22 protein-coding genes are annotated in these 22,166 nt (G+C 58.5%); 11 read left to right on the top strand and 11 right to left on the bottom strand.

Features of this window, described 5'->3' with window-relative positions; translation table 11 throughout:
* Nucleotides 1-7: 7 nt before the first annotated feature.
* The 11 genes from nuoL to DESPR_RS09265 are packed head-to-tail and all read right to left on the bottom strand — an operon-like array spanning nucleotide 8 to nucleotide 9,759.
* Nucleotides 8-1,930 (bottom strand): NADH-quinone oxidoreductase subunit L, encoded by a 1,923-nt coding sequence (nuoL, locus tag DESPR_RS09315; RefSeq protein ID WP_015724557.1) that lies wholly within the window; start codon nucleotides 1,928-1,930, stop codon nucleotides 8-10.
* 4 nt (nucleotides 1,931-1,934) lie between these two features.
* Nucleotides 1,935-2,237 carry an NADH-quinone oxidoreductase subunit NuoK gene (gene nuoK, locus DESPR_RS09310; RefSeq protein WP_015724556.1) on the bottom strand — a complete coding sequence of 101 codons (303 nt, stop codon included), beginning with the start codon at nucleotides 2,235-2,237 and terminating at the stop codon, nucleotides 1,935-1,937.
* A complete protein-coding gene (locus DESPR_RS09305; RefSeq protein WP_015724555.1) occupies nucleotides 2,234-2,797 on the bottom strand; it encodes an NADH-quinone oxidoreductase subunit J family protein in 564 nt (187 codons plus the stop codon). Before DESPR_RS09305 ends, nuoK begins: the two co-directional genes overlap by 4 nt.
* Before the next feature lie 9 nt (nucleotides 2,798-2,806).
* Entirely contained in the window at nucleotides 2,807-3,445 is a 639-nt protein-coding gene (nuoI, locus tag DESPR_RS09300) for an NADH-quinone oxidoreductase subunit NuoI (RefSeq protein ID WP_015724554.1), read from the bottom strand.
* A 24-nt stretch (nucleotides 3,446-3,469) separates the two neighbouring features.
* Nucleotides 3,470-4,438, bottom strand: a complete 969-nt coding sequence (gene nuoH / locus DESPR_RS09295; protein WP_015724553.1) for an NADH-quinone oxidoreductase subunit NuoH — start codon at nucleotides 4,436-4,438, stop codon at nucleotides 3,470-3,472.
* A 33-nt stretch (nucleotides 4,439-4,471) separates the two neighbouring features.
* Nucleotides 4,472-5,698, bottom strand: coding sequence for an NADH-quinone oxidoreductase subunit D (locus tag DESPR_RS09290; RefSeq protein ID WP_015724552.1), 1,227 nt, complete (start codon nucleotides 5,696-5,698; stop codon nucleotides 4,472-4,474).
* Nucleotides 5,698-6,282, bottom strand: coding sequence for an NADH-quinone oxidoreductase subunit C (locus tag DESPR_RS09285; protein ID WP_015724551.1), 585 nt, complete (start codon nucleotides 6,280-6,282; stop codon nucleotides 5,698-5,700). The genes DESPR_RS09290 and DESPR_RS09285 overlap by 1 nt, the downstream gene beginning before the upstream one ends.
* Nucleotides 6,264-6,761 carry an NADH-quinone oxidoreductase subunit B gene (locus DESPR_RS09280; RefSeq protein ID WP_043769920.1) on the bottom strand — a complete coding sequence of 166 codons (498 nt, stop codon included), beginning with the start codon at nucleotides 6,759-6,761 and terminating at the stop codon, nucleotides 6,264-6,266. The genes DESPR_RS09285 and DESPR_RS09280 overlap by 19 nt, the downstream gene beginning before the upstream one ends.
* An 11-nt stretch (nucleotides 6,762-6,772) precedes the next feature.
* Entirely contained in the window at nucleotides 6,773-7,141 is a 369-nt protein-coding gene (locus DESPR_RS09275) for an NADH-quinone oxidoreductase subunit A (RefSeq protein ID WP_015724549.1), read from the bottom strand.
* Between the two features lie 13 nt (nucleotides 7,142-7,154).
* Nucleotides 7,155-7,658 (bottom strand): 4Fe-4S dicluster domain-containing protein, encoded by a 504-nt coding sequence (locus tag DESPR_RS09270; RefSeq protein ID WP_015724548.1) that lies wholly within the window; start codon nucleotides 7,656-7,658, stop codon nucleotides 7,155-7,157.
* Between the two features lie 16 nt (nucleotides 7,659-7,674).
* The gene (locus tag DESPR_RS09265; RefSeq protein ID WP_015724547.1) at nucleotides 7,675-9,759 is read right to left on the bottom strand and encodes a molybdopterin-dependent oxidoreductase; all 2,085 of its coding nucleotides are present in this window, start codon (nucleotides 9,757-9,759) and stop codon (nucleotides 7,675-7,677) included.
* A 724-nt stretch (nucleotides 9,760-10,483) separates the two neighbouring features.
* Between DESPR_RS09265 and DESPR_RS09260 the strand changes: the two genes are divergently transcribed.
* The 11 genes from DESPR_RS09260 to DESPR_RS18495 all read left to right on the top strand — a co-directional run bounded on the left by DESPR_RS09260 (nucleotide 10,484) and on the right by DESPR_RS18495 (nucleotide 22,166).
* Nucleotides 10,484-10,738, top strand: a complete 255-nt coding sequence (locus DESPR_RS09260) for a FeoA family protein (protein ID WP_218918234.1) — start codon at nucleotides 10,484-10,486, stop codon at nucleotides 10,736-10,738.
* A 3-nt stretch (nucleotides 10,739-10,741) separates the two neighbouring features.
* The gene (locus tag DESPR_RS09255; RefSeq protein WP_015724545.1) at nucleotides 10,742-10,981 is read left to right on the top strand and encodes a FeoA family protein; all 240 of its coding nucleotides are present in this window, start codon (nucleotides 10,742-10,744) and stop codon (nucleotides 10,979-10,981) included.
* Entirely contained in the window at nucleotides 10,978-13,338 is a 2,361-nt protein-coding gene (gene feoB, locus DESPR_RS09250) for a Fe(2+) transporter permease subunit FeoB (RefSeq protein ID WP_015724544.1), read from the top strand. The genes DESPR_RS09255 and feoB overlap by 4 nt, the downstream gene beginning before the upstream one ends.
* A 13-nt stretch (nucleotides 13,339-13,351) precedes the next feature.
* Nucleotides 13,352-13,573, top strand: coding sequence for a FeoC-like transcriptional regulator (locus DESPR_RS09245; protein ID WP_015724543.1), 222 nt, complete (start codon nucleotides 13,352-13,354; stop codon nucleotides 13,571-13,573).
* Nucleotides 13,574-13,673: 100 nt separating this feature from the next.
* Nucleotides 13,674-14,948, top strand: coding sequence for an LbtU family siderophore porin (locus DESPR_RS09240; protein ID WP_015724542.1), 1,275 nt, complete (start codon nucleotides 13,674-13,676; stop codon nucleotides 14,946-14,948).
* An 87-nt stretch (nucleotides 14,949-15,035) separates the two neighbouring features.
* Entirely contained in the window at nucleotides 15,036-15,719 is a 684-nt protein-coding gene (locus DESPR_RS09235) for an HD-GYP domain-containing protein (protein ID WP_015724541.1), read from the top strand.
* Nucleotides 15,720-15,939: 220 nt separating this feature from the next.
* Complete coding sequence (locus tag DESPR_RS09230) at nucleotides 15,940-17,298, top strand: alginate export family protein (RefSeq protein WP_015724540.1); 1,359 nt, start codon at nucleotides 15,940-15,942, stop codon at nucleotides 17,296-17,298.
* 484 nt (nucleotides 17,299-17,782) lie between these two features.
* Complete coding sequence (fliD, locus tag DESPR_RS09225) at nucleotides 17,783-19,069, top strand: flagellar filament capping protein FliD (protein ID WP_015724539.1); 1,287 nt, start codon at nucleotides 17,783-17,785, stop codon at nucleotides 19,067-19,069.
* Nucleotides 19,070-19,342: 273 nt separating this feature from the next.
* Nucleotides 19,343-20,041 carry a response regulator transcription factor gene (locus DESPR_RS09220; RefSeq protein WP_015724538.1) on the top strand — a complete coding sequence of 233 codons (699 nt, stop codon included), beginning with the start codon at nucleotides 19,343-19,345 and terminating at the stop codon, nucleotides 20,039-20,041.
* A gap of 480 nt (nucleotides 20,042-20,521) precedes the next feature.
* Nucleotides 20,522-21,793, top strand: coding sequence for a flagellar hook protein FlgE (locus DESPR_RS09215; RefSeq protein ID WP_015724537.1), 1,272 nt, complete (start codon nucleotides 20,522-20,524; stop codon nucleotides 21,791-21,793).
* Nucleotides 21,794-21,827: 34 nt separating this feature from the next.
* Nucleotides 21,828-22,166, top strand: coding sequence for a hypothetical protein (locus DESPR_RS18495; RefSeq protein WP_043769917.1), 339 nt, complete (start codon nucleotides 21,828-21,830; stop codon nucleotides 22,164-22,166).

Raw genomic sequence — 22,166 nt, 5'->3', positions numbered from 1 at the left:
GTTCGAGTTAACGGCCGATCAGCAGGACCACCACCAGGGCCAGGGCGCCACCGCCCATCCAGGCGAGATAGTGCGAGACCTGGCCGTCCTGGATGCGCCGCAGACGTTGGGAAAAAGCGCCAATGGCTCGGGGCAAGCCGTTGACCACTCCTTCGATGCAGGCCAAGTCCACCAGCCGCAACAGCACGCCGTGGCTGAAGGCCAGGGTGGGCTTGACGATGGCGCCAATGTACAGTTCGTCGATGTAATACTTGTTCAGCAGCAGCCTGTAGACAAAGGAGAGTCGTTCGGCCAGCAGCGTCGGCAGCTGCGGCTTGAGCCGGTACAGGTAAAAGGCCAGGCCGATCCCGCAGACACCGGCGAGGATCGAGCTCCCCATGAGCAGGGCCTCCACGGTTCCGGAGACATGGATAGGGGGATGGCCGAGCACCGGCTCCAGGAAATGGGCCCAGTGGTTGTCACCGCCGAGGATGGCAGGCACGCCAAACCATCCGGCAGCCACGGCGCCGCAGGCCAGCAGCATCAGCGGCAGGGTGACCACCAGGGGTGATTCATGGAGATGATCGCGCTGGTGGTCGGTGCCCCGGAACTCGCCGTGAAAGATAAGAAAAAAGAGGCGGAACGAGTAGAAGGCGGTCATGAAGGCCACCAGCGTGCCGATGGCCCAGGCGAATTTGCCGGCGGCCAGAGGGGTGTTGAAGGCCATGAGCAGGATCTCGTCCTTGCTGAAAAACCCGGCCAGTCCAGGCACGCCGGAGATGGATAGCGAGGCGAGGAGAAAGGTCCAGTAGGTGATCGGCATGTACTGCTTGAGGCCGCCCATGGAGCGCACGTCCTGTTGGTGATGCATGCCGAGAATAACCGAACCACAGCCGAGAAAGAGCAGGGCCTTGAAGTAGGCGTGGGTGAAGAGATGGAAGATGCCGGCCGAGTAGGCACCGACGCCGCAGCCGATGAACATGTAGGCCAGTTGGCTGACCGTGGAATAGGCCACCACCCGCTTGATGTCGGTCTGGACCAGGGCGATGGTGGCGGCGAACAGGGCGGTGATGGCACCCAACACGGTGATCAGGTTCAGGGTGAAGTGGGACAGTTCGAAAATCGGATTACAGCGGGCAACTAAAAAAACACCGGCCGTGACCATGGTGGCGGCATGGATCAGGGCGCTGACCGGAGTCGGCCCTTCCATGGCATCGGGCAACCAGACGTGGAGCGGCATCTGGGCCGACTTGCCAATGGCCCCACAGAACAGCAGTAGGGCTATCAGGGTTGCCACACTGACCGGGGTGCCGAACAGGGAGAGGGTCTGCCCGTCAAGAGAACCCACTCGGCTGAAGACCTCCTGATAGTGGAGGCTGCCGAACTGAGTGAAAATGAGAAACAACCCCAAGATGAAGCCAAAATCGCCAAACCGGTTGACAATAAAGGCCTTTTTGCCCGCATCCGAGGCCGACTGCTTCTCATAGTAAAAACCGATCAGCAGATAGGACGACAGGCCCACCGCCTCCCAACCGAAAAAGAGCTGGAGGAAGTTGTTGCCCAGCACCAGCATCAGCATGGAGAAGGTGAACAGGCTCAGATAGGCAAAAAAGCGGTAATAGCCCTCTTCGCCTTTCATGTAGCCCACCGAATAGATATGCACCAGCGAACTGATGGAAGTGACCACGATCAGCATCACCGCGGTCAGCTGATCAACCAGGAAGCCGACCGAGACCCGCAGGGTGCCCGACTCGATCCAGGTGTAGAGGTCCTGATTGATGATCGTCCCGGACTGAACTCGGAACAAGGTAGCCAGGGCGCAACCAAAGGAGAGCAGCACGGTGATGATCGGCAGCCAATGGGCCCGGGTTCCCCAGCGTTTGCCCAGCAACAGGGTGAGGACAAAGGAGGCCAGCGGCAGAAGCGGGATGGCAAGCAGTGAGGCCGGCATATTGTTATCCCTTGAGGTGGTTGATGGTATCGACGTGCACGCTGCGCCGGCTGCGGTAGAGGGCGATAGCGATGCCCAAACCGATGGCGGCCTCGGCCGCGGCCACGGTGATGATGAAAAAGGTGAAGGCCTGGCCGCGGACACTGTCCATGAAATGACTCAGCGCCACCAGGTTGAGGTTGACGCCGTTGAGCATCAGCTCGATGGAGAGAAACATGATGATCACGTTGCGCCGGGTGAGAAAGCCGCACACCCCGATGCAGAACAGGATCGCGGCCAGGGCCATGTACCAGGACAGGGGGATCATCGCGCCACCTCCTTGTGTTCCGGGGATGGGTCCGCATCCGCACCGGGCAGAGGTACCTCCTCCCGGCGCGCCAGCACCAGGCCGCCGATCAGGGCAACCAGCAGAATCAGGCCGGCGATCTCAAAGGGGAGCAAATAGGCGGAATACAACTCCTGGCCCAGGGCCTTGGTGTGGGTCAACTCGCGGATGGCACTGACCGACCAGGTCCCCTTCTCGCCCAGGGTAAAGGCGGGGATGACATACAATAGCCCCACGGCCAGACCAACGGCAATGATCCGCCCAAGCCAAGCCCCCGGGACAAAGGCGTCCAAATGCAGTTCCTCGCGCAGGCTGACCAGAAAGAGCACAAAGAGGTAGAGCACGAGAATGGCGCCGGCATAGACGATGATCTGCACCGCAGCCAAGAACTCGGCGTTCAGGGTCAGATAGAGGCCGGCCATGTGAAAGAACAGCACCAGCACCATGAGCACGCTGTGCACCAGGTTGCGCAAACTGATGGCCAGGATGCCGCTGGCAATGATCATCAGCGCGCAGTAGCCGAAAAAGAACTGGAGAAACATGGCCCCTCCTCAGGATTGTTCCGGCGGTAGATGCTGCCGCCACTTTCTGCCCACCACCTGCTGCTCGCCGCTCCACTCGGGCGACACCGGCAGCCGTTTGGGGGCGGGCAGTCCCTCTTCAGGCAGGCCGCGCGGCCGCCAGAAAGGATTGACATAGGTCTCCATCTCTGCGCCCTTTTCCGCCACAAACCGGTCCCAGTTGGCCAACAACTGTTCCCGGGTGAAGTAGAGCGAGGGCCGCTCATAGGAGCCGTACTCAAAGACCTCGGTAAGGACGATGGCATTGACCGGACAAACCTCCTCGCAGTAGCCGCAGTAGACGCAGCGCAGCGATTCGATGCGGTAGCAGTCGATGATCCGACGGCTGCCCGGTTCCTTGTCCTTGTGGGAGCGGATGCGGATGCAGCGCGACGGACAAACCATGGCGCAACGCATGCATCCGATGCACTTGCAGTCCTTGGTCTCGGGATCGCGCACCAGGGCGTGCTGGCCGCGAAAGCCGGGACGGATGCGCGGTTTTTCCTCGGGATACTGGCGGGTGATCGGCTTGGAAAAGAGCCGCTTCAGGGTCAGGGTCATGCCCTGGAGGATCTCCGCCTGGAAAATGGTCGCCAGGAGTCCGCGTCGGGGTTTGTATTGAATCTGCATGGTTTGGAGTTTCCCTCCCCTCCTCTAACTGATGAGCGCCTTCAGGCAGGCGGTGAGGACGATATTGACCAGCGCCAGCGGGATGAGCAATTTCCAGCCGAGATCCATCAGCTGATCGTAGCGGTAGCGTGGCAGGGTGGCCCGAATCCATATGAAGAGAAACATGAACAGGTAGACCTTGAGCACGAACCACAGCGGCGGGAAGAACGGCACGGCAAAGGGACCGTTCCAGCCGCCGAGAAAACAGATGGTGGCGATGGAGGCCATGACCATCATGCCGATGTATTCGGCCATGAAGAAGATGGCGTAGCGCATGCCGCTGTATTCGGTGCAGTAGCCGGACACCAGCTCGGTTTCCGCCTCGGGCAGATCAAAGGGGACCCGATTGGTCTCGGCCAGCATGCTGATGAAAAAGACGAAGAAACCGATGCACTGGGGCATGAGGTACATGCCCAGGAATGAATCGCCCTGGGCCTCGACAATCTCGCTCAGGTTAAGCGAGCCGGCCATGAGCATCACCCCTACCAGACTGAGGCCCATGCTGATCTCGTAGCTGATCACCTGGGCCATGGAGCGCAGGCCGCCGAGAAAGCTGTACTTGGAGTTCGAGGCCCAGCCTGCCAGGACCACGCCGTAACTGGCCAGGGAACTCATGGCAAAGATGAACAGCAGCCCGATGTCGATATCCGCCAGCACCCAGCCCTTGGCAAAGGGCAGCACCGCCAGGGAGGTCATCATCGCCACCAGACAAATGATCGGCGCGGCGAGGAAGGTCGGCTTGTCGGCGTTCTCCGGGATGATATCTTCCTTGAAGAAACTTTTGATGCCGTCGGCAATGGGCTGGAGCAGACCGTGCCAGCCGACCCGCATCGGCCCGAGACGGACCTGCATGTGGCCGATGATCTTGCGCTCGAAATAGGTCGCATAGGCCACATGGAGCATGACCACGGCGAAGAGGATCAGGAGCCACACCAGGGTGAGCAGAATATTCATAGGTTCCTCGTTGATCAGACAGACACGGCCGATTTACCGGTCGGATTCACCCAGGACCACGTCCAGGCTGCCGATGTTGGCGATCAGGTCGGCGATCAGTTCACCTTTGGCAATGGCCGCCAGCGCCCCGATGTGAATGAAGGAGGGTGAGCGGATGTGCATCCGGTAGGGGCGGTTGTTGCCGTCGGAGATGAAATAAAAACCCAACTCGCCCTTGGGCACTTCGGTGGCCACATAGACATCGCCGGAAATATACAGATTGCGATCACGGATCAGCTTGATCAGGCCGGTGCCGTACTCGTTGGTCCCGGCCTCGATGCGGGCCGGCACCTTGTTGGGCATCACCAGGTCCGGGGCGTCCGGGCCGATGATCGGACCGGGCGGCAGTTGATCGATGCACTGCTGGATGATGCGCACCGACTGGTGCATCTCTTCCATGCGGCAACGATACCGGGCGTAGATGTCGCCGTCGCTGCCGAGTGGCACCTCGAAATCGACTAAAGGGTAGGCGTCGTAGGGCTGATGCTTGCGGATGTCGTAATCCACACCCGAGCCGCGCAGGCAGGCGCCGGTCAGGCCAAGTGCCAGGGCCTCCTCGCCGGTGAGCGTGCCAACGCCGACCGTGCGTTTGAGCCAGATGCGGTTGGTGTCGATCAGGGTCTCGTATTCCTCGATCTTGGAGGGAAACATGTCGAGAAACCGTTGCAGTTCATCGACGAAATACGAGGTCACATCCTGGCGCACGCCGCCGATACGGGGATAGGAAAAGGTCAGCCGGGCCCCGCACAGCTCCTCGAACAGGTCGAGCAGAATCTCGCGCTCGCGAAAACAGTAGAGAAATACGGTCATGGCTCCGATATCCAGGGCATGGGTGGCCAGCCACAGCAGGTGCGAGCACAGACGCGACATCTCGCCGACTATGGTGCGGATATATTGGGCGCGCAGCGGCACCGAGATGCCCAGCAGCCGCTCCACCGCCACGCAGTAGCCGACATTGTTGGCCATGGCCGCGATGTAGTCGAGCCGGTCGGTGAGGATCAGGGCCTGGGCATAGGTTTTGTTTTCCGCCAGTTTTTCAAAACCCCGATGCAGATAGCCCACCTGGGGAATGCACTCGATGATGGTTTCGCCATCCAATTCGAGATCGACCCGGAGCACGCCGTGGGTGGCCGGATGCTGCGGCCCCATGCGCAGGGAATAGCGTTCGCCCGCGCCGTCGGCCACCGGAATTTCCAGATGTTGTTTGATCGGCCGGGTCATCAGTCATCCTCCTGCTCGGGTGCGCTCTGTCCGTGGGCGTGTCCTTCGGGATCAAAGCCGTGCTGATCCAATTCCTTGATCTTGTCGAGCAGCTCGGTCATTCCGGCCCACTCTTCCTTGCCCTTGAGGGGATAATCCTTGCGCAGCGGATGGCCGACCCAATCCTCGGGCAGCAGCACCCGGTGCAGGTTGGGGTGATTGGTGAAACGGATACCCATCAGGTCAAAGGTTTCACGCTCCAGCCAGTCGGCGCCCGGCCACAGTTCGACCACCGAATCAATGGCCGGGTCCTTGTCGCCCACCTCGGCCCGCAATCGGATCTCGTGGCGCAGGGGGATGGAATAGAGATTGTACACCACCTCAAAACGTGACAACCCCGGCCCCTTGCGCCGTAGGTTATCCACCCCGCACAGCGAGCGCAGGTGGTTCATCCGCAGGTCGTCGCTATCGCGCAGCCAGCGCAGCATCTCGACGATGCGGCCGGAACGGATCACCACCGCGCCCTGGCCCTGGTTGACGTAGCCCTGCACAACCTCGTCGGGAAACTCGGCGCGCAGCCGATCGATTATCGCCACTGGCTCCATCGGAACTGCTCCTTGAGAATTTTTTCCTGGAGTTTGAGGAAGCCCTCCAGCAAGGCCTCGGGACGGGGCGGGCAGCCGGGGACATAGACGTCCACCGGGATGATCTGATCCACCCCCTGGGTGACGGCGTAGGTGTCAAATACCCCGCCGCTGCAGGCGCAGCTGCCCATGGCCAGCACATAACGGGGCTCGGGCATCTGATCGTAGACCCTCCGCAACACCGGCGCCATTTTCTTGCTCAGCGTGCCGGCCACCACCATGCAATCCGCCTGACGGGGGCTGGCGCGGAAGAGGATGCCGAAGCGGTCGAGATCGTTGGTGGAGGCACCGGCATCCATCATCTCGATGGCGCAGCAGGCCAAACCAAAGGTGACCGGCCAGATGGACCCGGCCCGGCCCCAGTTGACCAGCTTGTTCAGCGGCCCCAGGATGGCATTGGCCCCGGGGATGTAGCGCACCCCCTCCTCCAGCTTGACCATGGTTGGATCACTTATTTCTCCCATTGCAGGACCCCCTTCTTCCAGGCGTAGACATAGCCGACCAGGAGCAGCGCGATGAACAGGAGCATCTCCACCAGGGCGAACAGGCCCAGGCGGTCATAACTGACCGCCCAGGGATAAAGATAGATGCACTCGACATCGAAGACCACAAAGAGGATGGCGATCAGGTAAAACTTGACCGAGAAGCGCATCCGCGGGGCCGCGGTGGGCTCGTTGCCCGATTCATAGGCAATCAGCTTTTCGCGGTAGGGCCGGCTGAGGCGAAAAAACCGACCCACAAACAGGGTCAGCACGCCAAAGAGAATGCCGAAGATGAGCAGCAGCAGAATACCGAGATATTCCCCAGGGATCGCGTCCATGGCTACACTCCTTTCAGCGCCGGTTGAGCATCAGCTGTTCGGCGAAGGCTTGGCGGGCTGCCTGCGAGGCCGCCGACGGGGTGGTGAAGCTCAGGCAGCCGGTGGTGCATTTGGTGACACAGGCCGGTTCCAGTCCTTGATCGATGCGGTCCATGCACAGGTCGCACTTGCCCACCTTGCCCGTTTCCGGGTTCCATTGGGGCACGGTCCAGGGGCAGGCGGTGATGCAGGCCTTGCAGCCGACACAGGCCTTCTCTTCGACATAGACGATGCCATCCTTGTCGCGCCGCCGCATGGCGCCGGTGGGGCAGGCATCGACACACCACGGTTTTTCGCAGTGGAAGCAGGACAGGTAGACAAAATCGATGCGTGGCGGCGAGGTCTCGCTCGAACTCACCTCGATCATCCTGCAATAGAAGGCGCCGGGACCGCTGTTGTTCTTGTCCTTGCAATGGACCTCGCAGGCCCGGCAGCCGATGCAGTCGGCCACGTTCTGGGTGACGATATAGTTGCTCATGGTGTTTCTCCTGCGCTTAAACCGGGGTAACGGTAACAAAACTTTCCGCCAGGTTGAGACCGCCGCCGGCCTTGTCCCATTCCTTGAGTTTTCCTTGCATGTACAGCTGGTCGGCCAGCCCCTTGCCAACGGATCGTTTTTTGGCGGGCACATCGGTGCCAAAGCCATGGAGCATGAACACCGCCTCGGGATGGATCAGGTCGGTGACGTAGGCGGCAATCCGACCCTCTTCATCGCCGTTCTTCACCAGAACCTGGTCGCCGTTCTTGATTCCCAGCCGCTTGGCGGCAGCGGTGTTGATCCACAACTTGTTAACATCGAGCAGATCGGCAAGGATGGGATTGTTCTGGTGCTGGCCATGGGCCTGGTAGCCGTTGCGGCCAAACAGCAACCGGAAGCTGCCCTCGGGCGGCGCCAGGGGTGGTTCATAGGGCGGCAGTGAAGCGATCCCCATGGCCTCCCACTTGGCATTGACCAGTTCGATCTTGCCGGAATCGGTGCCGAATTTGAGTTTGTCGCGGTCAAGCCAGAGGGGTTTGTCGCTCAGTTTAACAAATCCCTTGGCGTCGAAATCAGTCACACTAAGGCCGGTATCCTGCAACTGGTACTGCCAGATATCCTCGATGGAATTGAACGGGAAGTATTCGCCCTTGCCCATCCGCTTGGCCAGTTCAATATAGATTTCCCAGCCAGCCTTGGTGTTGTTCAAGGGCTTGACGCACTGTTGCCGGCGGCCGAAACCGGGTTTGAGTCCCTTTTCCGTGCGCAGGATGGAGGCACGTTCAATAAAGGTGCTCTCCGGGAGGATGACATCGGCGAACCAGGCGGTTTCCGAGAAGTTAACATCCACGGCCACGATCAGGTCGAGTTTGTCGAGAATCCGCCGCTGCTCCTTGGTGTCGGGCAGGGCGATGAAGGGATTGTGGCGATGGATAAAGTAGGCTTTGACCGGGTAGGGCACACCGGTGTCGATGGCTTCGTAGGCGGTCTGGAGCATGCCCGCCCCCTTGTCCCATTGGGGGTAGCGACTGCCGCAGCCGTCGGCGCGATCCTCGTTCACCGCCGGTACCAGGGCAGCCAGACTTTTGAGCCCGGATTTGCCGGCATCCTTGGGTCCTTTGGGGTAGAACAGGCCGCCGGGCTGTTCGATGCTGCCCATGAGGGCGTTGATGATATGAATCATCCGCGAGGCATGGAAGGAGTCGCGGTAACGGGCCAGCATCCAACCCGGATGAATGATCACCTTGGGCCGGTCCTCGTTGAGCTCGCGGCAGAAGGTTTCGATTTCCTCGGCGGCGATGCCGGTCTCGCCAGCGGCCCATTGGGGGGTGTAGGGCTCGAGAAAGGCCTTGAATTCGGCCATGCCGTTGACGTAGCGGTCAACAAAGTCGAGATCGTAGTAATTGTTGGCAACGAGACAGTGGGCAATGCCCAACAGCAGGGCGTAGTCGGTACCCGGTTTGATCTGCCAGTAACGGCTGGCCTTGCCGGCGGTAACCGAGGCCCGCGGATCGATATAGGTCACCCGTGCCCCGTTTTTGATCCCCTTGAGAAAGCTCTTCACTTCTTTGACTTTGAGCGACTCGGTGATGTTGCGGCCAAAAAGGACGATATGCCGAGCGTTTTCGTAATCGTAGGCAAAGTCCTTGCGCCCCAGGCCATAGACCGATTTGGAGGCATGATGGACGTTGCGGCCGCAGGTGCAGTCGTGGTTGTGGTAATTGGGGGATCCCAGAGCCTTGACAAAGGCCTGCCGCAGGTCGGCGAAGGGACCGCCGCGGTCAGAGAACATGATCGAACGGCCGCCGTGTTCGGCAATGATGGCATTGAGCCGGGTGGTGATGTAGTCAAAGGCCTCGTCCCAGGAAACTTCCCGCCACTCGCCCTCGCCCCGTTGCCCACGGCGCAACAGGGGAGCCGTGGGCCGTTGCCGGTCCAGTCGCTGAGCAAAGGCGGCGCCGCCCTTGGCGCACAGGCTACGTCCCATGCCGCCGTCATGGCTGTTGCCTTCGATCCACACAGGTTTGTCGTTTTCCAGGTGCACAGCCACGGGGCAGCGCACGGCGCACATACCACAAATGCTGTATTTCGTTTCTTTCATAAGGGTACCCCGTACGATTTGGTCAATATACCGGCCGGATTGCTAGCCGGACACTTTTTATATAAGAAAAATTTATATATTTGTTCAATCGCGGCTGCCCACATTTACAGGAAAGAGGCTGCCCGTTTATTGCATTTTGCTGTAACAGTCTTGTCTTTAGCCTCCGTTGAGGGGGTAAACAGGTTGATTTTGTGATAATTATCAGTAAAAATGAAGATTTTTTGCTATTTTTTATAAAAATACTTAAAAACTACTGGTATGTTTACAAAAAAACCTGATGAAAGAAAAATCTATTTTGCCTTAGCTTGTGTTCAATTTTTTTGATGATTGATCAAGTGCTACCGCCCATCCCTTGATGGAGGGGGCAGGGAATGTGTCCAAAGAACATACAGTTCCGAAAAAAAAGTTCAACAGAATACACGCGCCAAATCCGGCTCCTCTCCTCTCCTTGTCCCTTTTCCTGCGTTTTTCTTGCCTCTCGATGCTACTGATCAGCGGTTCCATGATTCAGCCGCTGCTGCCGTATAGGTGGCAAAAATTAGACTAGGCTTAAAAAATTATTGACTCCATATTGTTCTTGAGTATATTCGCCAAAATTAGTTTTGGCTAAATATTCAAGAACAGTCGTACTGCTGTCCGTCCCGCGTGCTCGAACGCGGGTTCGTTGTGAGACGGAGGGGGCGGTAGCGGTCAAGGAGGATGAGCAATGCGAAATGGATGCTTGTTGGCCAACGCCGGAGGCGCGCCAATCCCGTCGTTTCCTTTGGCCATTGCCAGCGAGGGGGAAAAGGTGAGAATCGTGTTTTTTCGCAGCGGAACACTGATGCGCGAGCGTTTGCTGAGCATGGGCATCCAGTTGAACGATGAATTGATGGTGGTGCAAAAACAAAATGGCGGCGCCGTGCTGATTGAAAAGTCGGGGACGCGATATGCCCTAGGCGGCGGCATGGCCCATAAAATCAACGTAATCAGGTGTTAACAGATGGAACAGACATTGGCGGATATTTCCGTGGGGGAGAAAGGGACCGTGCTTGGCTTTGTCAAGGGCGCGCAGGCGTATCGGCAGAAGCTCCTGGCCATGGGGTTGATCAAGGGAATCGAATTTGTTGTTGCCCGGGTGGCGCCCATGGGCGACCCGATGGAGATCAGAGTGCGGGATTTCAATCTCAGTCTGCGCAAGGACGAGGCGAGGTCGCTGCGGGTGAGGAGGGCCACGCCATGAACGAGATGGTCATCGGTGTAGTGGGTAATCCCAATTGCGGTAAAACAACCTTGTTCAACTGTCTGACCGGCGCCAAGCAGCGGGTCGGCAACTGGCCAGGGGTGACCGTGGATCGCAAATCCGGTTCCTACCGGTACGGGCACTGCCGGGTGGAGGTCATCGACACCCCGGGCATCTATTCGCTTGCCGCTTCCTCCTTGGATGAGAAGGTCACGCGCAATTTCATTCTCTCCCGCGAGGCCGATCTGATCGTCAATATCGTTGATGCCTCCAATATCGAGCGCAATCTATACCTGACCTGCCAGTTGCTGGATATGCGGGTACCGATGCTGATTGCCCTCAACATGATGGACATGGTGGCGGAGCGCAAGCTGGAAATCGATATCCAGGGCTTGGCCCAGCGGCTCGGCTGTCCGGTGGTGCCGTTAACCGCCTCGAAGGATGCGGGCATCGACCAGCTCAAGGCGGCTATCTTCGAAACGGTCGCCAATGGGACCAAGCCGGCTGCCCAGGTGGTGTATCCGGCTGCCGTGCAGGAGGCCCGCGAACGGTTGGCCGCGAATCTTCAGGATCTGTGCGCGGTCAGAAAGATCGATCCGCATTGGCTGGCATTGAAACTGCTGGAAGGGGATGAGCAACCGGTCGAACACCTGACCCTGGGGGCGGTGCTCACGGAAATGATCGCCGAGACGCGAAGAGCCATAGAACGGCAGGAGGATGAGGAAATCGACATCGTCATCGCTTCGGGCCGCTACGGCTTTGTTTCCTGGCTGGTCCAGGATCTGGTCAGAAAAGGCGGCCAACTCACCGCCACCCTGTCCGATCGGATCGACCGGGTGGTGCTCAGTCGCGTGTTCGGCATTCCGATCTTCCTGGGCGCCATGTACCTGATGTTCATGTTCACCATCAATCTCGGCGGGGCTTTCATCGACTTTTTCGATCAGCTGGCCGGAACCCTCTTTGTCGACGGCTTTGCCGAGTTGCTGACCCATTGGCACGCGCCGGAGTGGCTGATCGCCATCCTGGCCACGGGCGTCGGCGGTGGGGTTCAGACCATGGCCACCTTCATCCCGCCGATCGGTTTCATGTTCCTCTGCCTCTCCTTTCTCGAGGATTCGGGCTACATGGCGCGGGCCGCCTTTGTCATGGACCGGTTCATGCGCTTCATCGGGTTGCCGGGCAAGGCCTTTGTCCCCATGCTGGTCGGGTTTGGCTGCAACGTGCCGGCCATCATGGCCACCCGGACCTTGGAAAACGAACGGGACCGCACCCTGACCGTGATGATGAATCCCTTCATGTCCTGCGGGGCGCGGCTGCCGGTCTACGCTCTGTTTGCCGCCGCCTTTTTCCCGGCAGGCGGCCAGAACCTGGTGTTTCTCCTGTATTTGGTGGGTATCGGTTGTGCGGTGCTCACCGGTCTGGTCCTCAAAAACACCCTGCTCAGGGGTGAGGTGACGCCCTTTGTCATGGAGATGCCGCCCTACCACCTGCCCACGGTCCGCTCGGTACTGCTCAGGGCCTATGATCGTCTGACCACCTTTCTCTTCAAGGCGGGCAAGGTCCTGATTCCAGTGATCATGGTGCTTTCCTTCCTCAATTCCCTGGGCACCGACGGCAGTTTCGGCAACGAGGATACCGAACAATCGACCCTGGCCAGGGTGAGCAAGGTGATTACCCCGGCGCTCAAACCCTTGGGCGTGAGCGAGGAAAACTGGCCGGCCATGGTCGGTATTTTCACCGGCATTTTTGCCAAGGAGGCGGTGGTTGGTACCCTGGATGCCCTGTATGCAGGGATCGACCGCCAAGCTGTTAAAGGAGAGGAGGCGTCTGATGAAGCCTTCGATTTCTGGGGAGGGATCGGCGGTGCTTTTGCCACCATTCCGGAAAACCTGCTCGGCGTGGTCGATACCCTGACCGATCCGTTAGGCATTTCGGTGGGCGACCTCAGCGATGCCGCCACCGCCGCCGAGGAACAGGAGGTCAGCGTCGCCACCTTCGGCTCCATGGTCACACTGTTCGGCAGTCAGAGCGCGGCCTTTAGCTACCTGCTGTTCATTCTGCTTTACTTTCCCTGCAGTGCGGCCATTGCCGCCGTGTATCGGGAAACTCACCTGGCCTGGACCGCCTTTGCCGGATTCTGGACCACCTTTCTCGCCTATCTGGCCTCGACCCTTTTTTACCAGGCGGTGAATTTCACTGCCCATCCGGGGTATTCCCTGCTGATCATCGGCACCGATCTGGGAGCCTTTGCTGGTGTGGTCCTGGTGCTGAAGTATCTGGGCACGGCACGACGGGCGCACCGGCAAATGGTTGGTGCCGAAATACCAGCTTCCGCCAACCTCGGTGCCGGGCGGTAACGGAGGCAGGCTCATGGATCTCATTCAACTCAAGAATTATCTCCGCCAACGCAACATCACACCGCTGCGGGACGCGGCCATCCATTTCAATGTCGATGTCGAAACCCTTCGGCCATTGCTCAACGTCTGGATAACCAAGGGCAAGGTCCGCAGAAGCGATGACCACGCAACTGCCTGCAAGGGGTGCTGCACATGCGACCCTTCCACCCTGGAGTTTTATGAGTGGATCGGCTGAGCATTTTTCCATTGTCTTTGGAACCGTTCCGTATTATTCAACAATTTTTTGTATGTTACAAAATTTTTATTCATAACACTTTTGCACAAGGAAACAAGCCATGATCAAAACACTGAACCGGCCCCTTGCCGTGGCCACGGCGGGCATGCTGTGCCTGCTCAACGTCCTGCCTGCCCAGGCCGCCTCATCGGCGGCTGAAATCGAGCAACTCAAGCAGCAGGTCCAGCAGTTGATGCAGCAGAACCAGCAGCTCAGCCAGCGAATCTCAGAAATGGAAAAAAACGTCCAGGCCCAGCCCGCTGCCGATCGAGCCGTCTCCGAGGAGGAGCAGGTTCGGCATAAATCGATGATCGAAGCAGAGGTCGCCCGTCAGGTCAAGGAGAAGAGCGGCGGGCCGAACATCAACGAGTTTGTCAGCCTGAGCGGATCGATCGAGGGCGACTACAAGTTGGGCAAGGATTTTCAAAAGGACCATTCCAGCGAGTTTGTCCTCGACACCGTGGAACTGATCATGGATGTCAAGGTGACCGACTGGGCCACCGGTAAAATCGTGATCGATTACGACGGTGATGACGAGGACCGGTTCTATCTGGACGAGGCCCACATCACCCTGGGCAAAACCGAGGAGTTTCCCTTCTTCCTCACCGGCGGCAAAATCTTTGCGCCGTTTGGCGATTTTTCGACCAACATGATCCAAGATCCGTTGACCCAAACTCTTGGCGAAATCAATCCCAAGGGCGTGATTGCCGGCTATGAGCAGAACGGCATCACGGCCACCGTGTTCAGCTACAACGGCATGAATGAAAACAGCGATCCGGCCGACGACGACAACGACAGCATCAACGGCTTCGGCGCCTCGCTGGCTTACAGCTACGAGCAGGAGGACAGGGGGGTCAACGCCGGCGTTGCCTGGGTGAATAATATCGCGGATTCGAGCACGATCACCGATTTCCTCGAAGATGCTTCTGTTTTTTCGGTCACCGATCAGGTGCCGGGCTTGAGCCTCAATCTGGGCGGCAAATACCGGGCCTTCTCCTTGATCACCGAATACATCACTGCCCTGGACAGTTTTGACGCCGCGGAAATCGCCTTTGGCGCGAACGGCGCCGAACCGGCGGCCTGGAACAGCGAGTTGGCCTACACCACCGCCATTCTCGACAAGGAAACCGTGTTTGCCCTCGGCTACCAGAAAACCTGGGAAGCGCTCGCCCTGGAACTGCCGGAACACCGGTATATGGCCGCCACGTCGATGCATATTTTCGACGGCACCACCGTGAGCCTCGAATACTATATCGACGAGGATTATGCCGTGGCCGACGGCGGCACCGACGAGGACGGCTACGGCTTCACCACCCGCCTGACCTACGAATTTTAATCTCACCCATAGTGCACTCCGGGAGAAGCGCCGCCTTTGTCCCGGAGTGTTGTTTTTCATTGTGCGCGCTTGGGCGCGGAGAACCGCATGGCCTGTTTGAATAACATTGATTTTCACCTGTTCATTGAAAGTCTGACCCGGACCATCGAAATCAAGGATGTGTACACCGCTGGCCATTCACGGAGGGTTTCCGAGATCGCCGAACTGATTGGCAAGGGACTGCATCTGTCGAAAGAACACTGCGATTCTATCCATGTGCTGGGGCACCTTCATGATATCGGCAAGATCGGCATCGCCGAGGGCATCCTGATGAAGTCGGGCAAGTTGAGTCCGGCCGAATACCAGGTGATGCAGCAGCATGCGGTGATCGGTGCCTCTATTTTTGACAACCTGCCCGGACTGGAAAAACTGGGCGCCATTATCCGCCACCACCATGAACGGTTCGATGGCAAGGGATATCCGGACAACCTCCGTCACGATCAAATTCCCCTGGAATCGGCGATCATTGCCCTGGCCGATTCTTTTGACGCCATGACCACCTTCCGGCCCTACAAATCGGCTCTGACCGTGGAACAGGCGTTCGTGGAAATCGAGCGCAACCGAGGCACCCAGTTTCACCCCGATCTCTGCGACCTGTTTCTCGATCTGTTCGCCAGTCGTCAGGACATGCTGCCGACGCCGATCTCCTCCCGGGATCCGGTGGACCCCTTGGCATACGTTCCCCCCGCAGCCAACGAGGACAGGCATCTGCTGGAACTGTTCTGTCGCTGAGGTGCCGTCTCTCTCCATTTTTTTGTCTCTTGTGACGATGACGCCAGTGTGGTATTGTGCCTGTTTTTTTCAATGGCAACGCATGTTTTTGGCTTTTAATTAACCGGTATTAAAGCGGATAATTAACATTGGCTATTCATGTTCAGCTGCGGAGTTCCATGTACGCAGCCCGACTTCGCACACCGCGTCACGTTCACCCACTCAAGGAGAGATCAAGTCAATGAACCACCATTCCACATTCCAGCTCACGGCAGCCTGCGCCTCCCTCCTGCTGTCAGCCACGCTGATGGCCGGCAATGCCCAGGCCGATGACGCCGAGCAAACCAGCCCCCTCCAGTTTTATACCGGAGAAAACGGCAGTTATGCCAAGGTGACCCTTGAAGCCAACCTCGGTTTTTTCACTCAGGACAACTCCTGGTTCGGCAAATCGGAAGACAATCTGGGTAAAAAATCGGATTCCTGGTGGGAATCCCTCATTCGTCCCGGCCTCGAAGCCAGCTTCACCCTGCCCAGTACCCAGACCCTCTACGGCAGGATCGACGCGGTGCAGGCCAACACCTTTGGCGGCATCGATGCCGGCGGCACCAACGTCGAATACGGCGATGTCGATGATCTGCGCATTGACAACGCCTATGCCGGTTGGCGCTCGGGCAACCTGTTCAGTTCCCTGGGCGAGGATTTCCTCGATATCTCCTTTGGCCGCCAGCGGTACGTTCTTGGCGACGGCTTTCTCTTCTCCAATGAAGGTTATGCGGGATACAATCGAGCCGCGTACTGGATCGGCGGCCGCAACAGCGCCGAATATGCCGGCATTATACGCATGAAGAGCGGTAACTGGTCCGGCGACCTGGTCTATTTTCAAGCCGATGACCGTGCGGAATCGGATACCAAGGTTGGTGGCGCCAACGTGGAATACGCGGTGGAAAACGTCGCCTCGCTCGGCGGCGGATTCTATTCGATCGACTCCGACATGGGAAAACGGGATTCCATGCAGGTGTACGACATTCGTGGCGGCATCCATCCCTTTGCCTTTGCCGACGGGATCGCGGCCCTGAAACCGTTGCGGTTCGATGCGGAATACGTGCATGAGGATGCCAATAGCGATGCGGGGACCAGCTACGGAAACGGCAATGCCTGGCATCTCACCGCCAGTTACCAGTTCGAGACCCTTGCGTGGAAACCGACTCTTTCCTACCGCTATGCAAGCTTTGACGAGGAGTATGATTCCCTCTTCTATGGTTCGTCGGATTGGGGCAGCTGGTATCAGGGCGAGATTCTGGGTGAATACGCCTTGTGGAACGAAAATCTGGATTCCCACATGCTGCGCTTGAAGGTGCAGCCGATCGATCCGGTGACCGTCAACCTGATCTATTATCAATTCATGGTTCACGAGGCCGACGGCCTGACCAGCGACGACTATGCCGACGAGTACAATCTGATCGTCGACTGGGCGGTCAACGACAACCTGTCGCTGTCCCTGGTCGGCGCCATCGCCAATCCGGATGACGCGGCACGGCAACTTACCGGCGGTGACGACAACTGGTCGTACATGATGCTGTTCGGGTGCGTTAAATTCTGATCCTTTTCCTCCCCCATCCCGCCGGTCGCCGCGAGATGGGGGAGGTTGCCGATGTCGGCTTCTCCCTCCGCTGGCCGCGGGGCGTCGTTTCCATCCCGCACCCCTCCTCTCGCACAATTCTTCGAACACCCGTCTTCCAGGCTGGTCCTGCCGCTCATTTCAATTCGTTTTCAAGTTGTCCTGTATCCGACAAGACACGGGGGATAGAACGTTTATCCCGCGTTGCCGCCATGCACACCGCTGCTCATCCATCGAGCACCCCTTGTTCGTCTTTTCGATTCATTGACGCGAATGCTCTCTTCGCCGTCGAGCAGGTAGCCGTGCAACCTGTTGTTACCCATGCAGCACGTTGCTATTTTTTCGCGACACAACAGCCACGATTTTGACCGTTTCCCCATAAAATACGCGCCAGGTATGGGCGATACTTTCCCAGGAACAGCTGCTCCCTTCTCTGGAGCAGCGCAATGCACAGGAGGTAATCGTCATGTCCGTCACATTTTCCGGCCTGGCCAGCGGCATCGATACGGCCTCGATCATCGAGTCCCTCATCGAGATCGAAAGCGCGCCCATCACTACGATGGAAAACACCCAGACCTATCTGGAAACCAAGCTGGACACCTACACCGAGTTCAATACCCTGCTCGATAGTTTCTATGCCTCGGTCACGGGGCTCAACGATGAAAACGACCTCAACTCCTTCGAAGTGACCAACAACGGCTCGGAGTATTTCACCATCAGCACCACCAGCCTGGCCAACGAAGGCACCTATGCGGTGGAGATCGTCAGTCTGGCCCAGCAGCAAAAGGATGTCGGCACCAATTACATCGTCGACACCGATACCACCGCCTTAAGCGGTTCCCTGGAGATCGGCGGCGAAACTCTCGACTATGACAACGTCACGCTCAGCGACCTCGTCGATCTGCTCAATGAGGGCGACTACGGCGTCACCGCCTCGATCATCGATGACGGCACGGGTGGCGGCTATCGGTTGATGCTGACCGCCGACACCGCAGGCGAGGAAATTGCCATCAGCGGAACCGGCAGCGTCGAACTGGACACGGCGGCCAACGGGCACGCGGTGACGGGCACCAAGGCCCATCTGGTGGTGGATGGGGTCGATTACTACAGTTCCAGCAACACGGTCACCAATGCGATCAAGGGGTCGACCATCACCCTGCTTGCCGTCAGCGACGACAGCGCCGACAACGTCAGCATCGCCTCCGACGCCGAAGAGGTGATCGCCACCCAACTGCAGGCGATGGTCGAGGCCTACAATGCCATCAACACCTACATCGACACCATCTACGCATCCGATTCCACCCTGGCCAATTCGATGAAAACAGTGCAGCGCAGCCTGCGCAACTATCTGACCGGCGGCGATCTGGTCGCCCTGGGGCTTTCCACGGATTGGGAAACCGGAGAATTGAGTTTTGACAGCGATACCTTCAGCGATGCCTATGCCAAGGATTCCGGGAGGGTCACGACCGCCTTGCTGGGAGATGACGACAGCGAGGGCATGATGAACAGATTGGACGAATATTTGACCGAACAGCTCGACGCCACCAGCGGTTTTCTCGTGACCAAGGAAACTTCGATCGAGAAACAGATTTCTGATCTGGACGATCGGATCACCGCCATGGAAACGCGGCTGGAAAAGCGGCAGGAAACCCTGGAAGCCCAGTTTTCCGCCATGGAAACCCTGATCAGCAGTCTCAATTCCCAGGGAGATTATCTGACCAGTTTCTTTGCAAGCTACAACTCCTCCGATTGACCTGCTCGGCATGCCAAGGACTGCTCGCGCCGAGGCGACGCGCTCGCGTTGACCTCGGCTTTTTTTGTTCTCCCGTTCGTGGAACGTGCCGCCGATCCGCGGCTGGTGTGTAACGAAATTTTGCACAGCTTAACGATTACTTTACAGAAAAAGCCGTCATTCCCTCGTATGATGGGCGGAGACGGCAGAGGAACACCGATGAATACTACCCCGCGCGGAGATGCCCCATATCTCATGGATATATCGCCCGCGCCGCTTTGAGGATGGACAGTCATGAAGGTCAACGAACCCCGCCATTCCATTGTGTTTGTCACCATGAACGAATCAGGGGCCCGGCCGCTGATCGATACCTTGCGGCAGGAAGAATTTGCCGTCGAGGTCCGCAACGGAAACCACGAGGCTCTCGATGGGGGGGATCTGCGCGGTGCCGAACTGTTGGTTTTTGACCGAGGCAGGTTCAGCCTGGAAGAGCTGTCAACCTTTCCTCGTGTCAGGTCGGTGTATACCGGGCCGCTGATGCTGCTGATCGAGCAGATCGACGACATGCTTCAGGTACTGCTCTATGAACAGGGGGTTGACGATCTCCTGGTCAAGCCGGTCAATCATCTGCTGATGTTGGCCCGTATCCGCGCCCTGTTTCGCCGCAACGGCCGCCGGCCCACCCCGGAAAACCTGCTGTTCAACGGCCTCGAAATCAACCGTGGCCTGCGCCGGGCCTCCTATCTGGGCGAGGAGATTCCCTTTACCTCCCGGGAATTCGATCTGCTCTGGCACTTGGCGAACAACGCCTGCACCACCCTGGATCGGGACCATCTGTACAAGGCGGTCTTCGGCATCGAATACAATGGCTACGATCGTTCCATCGACATGTATGTCGCCCGCATTCGCTCGAAGATGGCCCCGTATTCCAACCTCGCGACCGTGATCAAGACCGTGCGCGGTACCGGCTACTTGTTTGCCGCCGAGCACTGAATCCCCCTCGGTCCCTTTTTCGGGACGGCGATATTCAGCCAAATGATGATATTTTTGTCGTAACAGTCTAACTAATCGATTTTTCTGCAAAGAGCGGCACTCCGTTGGTCAAGGAGTGCCGCTCTTTTTTTTGCCGTGCCGGCCAGAGGGGATCAACAGGATGTTACATCCGCATCGTTTGGTAACCAACTGTCACGTAATTGGTGGGTAATGTTACGAAATCACAATAAAAAATATAATGTTCTCCAGCCGATACCCTGACAGGGAGATGAGGGCGACACCCGCCAGGGAAGGGCGGCCTTGTCAGATGAATTGTTCTGCACCTCCTGAATTTGGACAGGAACGTTCCAGGAAGGAGCGGCGAGGCATGCACGGACGCGCTCAGGGCCGACAGCAGGTCGGTCACCTTGGCGGAACCCGGCCGCTTGGCGGACAGCCACGAAGGATGTCCGCCAGGGGAACCGGGGCAACGGAGGAACAATGGGACTTTCCAGCGCGCTCTTCACGGCGATCAGCGGCCTGCAAGGCAGTTCGCAGGCCATGACCGTCACCGGCAACAACATCGCCAACAGCAGTACCGTTGGTTTCAAGACCAGCTCAACCGTTTTCTCGGACCTGCTGTCGGCCAACATCGCCAGCTCCAGCGGCAATTCCCAGGTCGGGCGCGGCTCGCAGGTGCAGACCGTCCAGACCAGCTTCAGTCAGGGCGGCTTCGAGTCCACGGAGAGCGCCACCGACATCGCCATCGAGGGCAGCGGCTTCTTCATCGTCGGCGATCCCCTGAGCGACACCAGCCTCTACACCCGCAACGGCAACTTCAGTTTTGACGACGACGGTTATTTGGTGACCGCCGACGGCTATCGGGTACAGGGCTCGACCTATAACGCCAACGGCGTGCTCGCCAGCGGCAATTTGAGCGACATCCAGGTGGATCTGGTGTCGCAGATCAAAGCCAAGCGGACGGAAAACGTCACCCTGCAAACCAATCTCGATTCCAACTCGGAGGTGCTCAATGCCGGTGTGTTCGACAGCACCGCGCCGGAAGACACCTCCAACTACGCCACCACCACCACCGTCTACGACTCATTGGGCACTGCCCATCTGCTCACCTGCTATTTCACCAAGGTCAACGACCAGACGTGGAACTGGAACCTGACCGTGGACGGCGCGGACCTGACCGGCGGCACCAGCGGCGTGCTCGAAATCATCGGCAGTGGCACCCTGGTGTTCGACCAGGACGGCAACCTGTCCACCGGCAGCACCGGCACTACCACCAGCGGCATCCTCACCTGGGCCAACGGCGCCGACCAGACGCAACAGCTCGCCTATGTCTTTGACACCACCCAGTTCGATAGCGATTCCACGGTCTTTTCCCAGGATCAGGATGGCTACGCTTCCGGCGAGGTCACGGATGTCGATATCGCCGCCGACGGCACGGTCAGCGCCGTGTATTCCAACGGCGAGACCATCCCGGTGGCGATGATCGCCCTGGCCACCTTCATTAACAGCGACGGCCTCGATGCGGTGGGCAGCAGTCTGTACCGGGAGACCGGCGAGTCGGGCACGCCGACCATCGGCTACCCCGGCGCCTCCCAGGGGACCCTGATCACCCAGGCGCTGGAACTTTCCAACGTCGATCTGGCCACGGAATTCGTCGATCTGATCACCATCCAGAACGCCTACTCCGCCAATTCCAAGGTCATCACCACCACCAACGAGATGCTGGACGAACTGGTGAACCTGATACGTTAACAAGGGAGCATAAACAATGGATTCTGGGTCATCTTTGAATACATTTCTCCTGGCGCTCAACGATCTGCTGCTCAGGGAACGCCAAGCGATCACCCATCTGCGCATGGCACAGCTTGACGAAATCCAGCAGGAAAAGACCCGGCTGCTCAAGCTGCTCAACCGAATCAAACAGCCTGTTGACCAGGAGAGCACCGAACTCATCGGTCGCATACAGGCCAACAACGAACGCAATCGCAGGCTGCTCGAATCCGGCCTGAAGCTGGTTCGCCGCCTGCAAGACAATGTCTTTCGCCGCCTGGCCCTAACCTATGCGGCCCATGGCCGTTCCCTGCAGATCGGCGCCGGTCCGCGCCTGCTCAGCCGGAGCGTTTAG

Source organism: Desulfobulbus propionicus DSM 2032, from assembly GCF_000186885.1.
Taxonomy (GTDB): domain Bacteria; phylum Desulfobacterota; class Desulfobulbia; order Desulfobulbales; family Desulfobulbaceae; genus Desulfobulbus; species Desulfobulbus propionicus.
The sequence above is the reverse complement of the archived record's forward strand: the minus strand, read 5'-3'. Positions and strand labels throughout refer to the sequence as shown.

Coding starts and splice junctions, on each gene's coding strand:
- DESPR_RS09280 (WP_043769920.1), bottom strand. CDS start 6,761: ATGGTCAAGCTGGAGGAGGGGGTGCGCTACATCCCCGGGGCCAATGCC.
- DESPR_RS09265 (WP_015724547.1), bottom strand. CDS start 9,759: ATGAAAGAAACGAAATACAGCATTTGTGGTATGTGCGCCGTGCGCTGC.
- nuoK (WP_015724556.1), bottom strand. CDS start 2,237: ATGATCCCCCTGTCCTGGTACATGGCCCTGGCCGCGATCCTGTTCTGC.
- DESPR_RS09240 (WP_015724542.1), top strand. CDS start 13,674: ATGATCAAAACACTGAACCGGCCCCTTGCCGTGGCCACGGCGGGCATG.
- DESPR_RS09305 (WP_015724555.1), bottom strand. CDS start 2,797: ATGTTTCTCCAGTTCTTTTTCGGCTACTGCGCGCTGATGATCATTGCC.
- DESPR_RS09230 (WP_015724540.1), top strand. CDS start 15,940: ATGAACCACCATTCCACATTCCAGCTCACGGCAGCCTGCGCCTCCCTC.
- nuoI (WP_015724554.1), bottom strand. CDS start 3,445: ATGCAGATTCAATACAAACCCCGACGCGGACTCCTGGCGACCATTTTC.
- DESPR_RS09245 (WP_015724543.1), top strand. CDS start 13,352: ATGGATCTCATTCAACTCAAGAATTATCTCCGCCAACGCAACATCACA.
- DESPR_RS09285 (WP_015724551.1), bottom strand. CDS start 6,282: ATGGAGCCAGTGGCGATAATCGATCGGCTGCGCGCCGAGTTTCCCGAC.
- fliD (WP_015724539.1), top strand. CDS start 17,783: ATGTCCGTCACATTTTCCGGCCTGGCCAGCGGCATCGATACGGCCTCG.
- nuoL (WP_015724557.1), bottom strand. CDS start 1,930: ATGCCGGCCTCACTGCTTGCCATCCCGCTTCTGCCGCTGGCCTCCTTT.
- DESPR_RS09290 (WP_015724552.1), bottom strand. CDS start 5,698: ATGACCCGGCCGATCAAACAACATCTGGAAATTCCGGTGGCCGACGGC.
- DESPR_RS09220 (WP_015724538.1), top strand. CDS start 19,343: ATGAAGGTCAACGAACCCCGCCATTCCATTGTGTTTGTCACCATGAAC.
- nuoH (WP_015724553.1), bottom strand. CDS start 4,438: ATGAATATTCTGCTCACCCTGGTGTGGCTCCTGATCCTCTTCGCCGTG.
- DESPR_RS09235 (WP_015724541.1), top strand. CDS start 15,036: ATGGCCTGTTTGAATAACATTGATTTTCACCTGTTCATTGAAAGTCTG.
- DESPR_RS09275 (WP_015724549.1), bottom strand. CDS start 7,141: ATGGACGCGATCCCTGGGGAATATCTCGGTATTCTGCTGCTGCTCATC.
- feoB (WP_015724544.1), top strand. CDS start 10,978: ATGAACGAGATGGTCATCGGTGTAGTGGGTAATCCCAATTGCGGTAAA.
- DESPR_RS09255 (WP_015724545.1), top strand. CDS start 10,742: ATGGAACAGACATTGGCGGATATTTCCGTGGGGGAGAAAGGGACCGTG.
- DESPR_RS09215 (WP_015724537.1), top strand. CDS start 20,522: ATGGGACTTTCCAGCGCGCTCTTCACGGCGATCAGCGGCCTGCAAGGC.
- DESPR_RS09270 (WP_015724548.1), bottom strand. CDS start 7,658: ATGAGCAACTATATCGTCACCCAGAACGTGGCCGACTGCATCGGCTGC.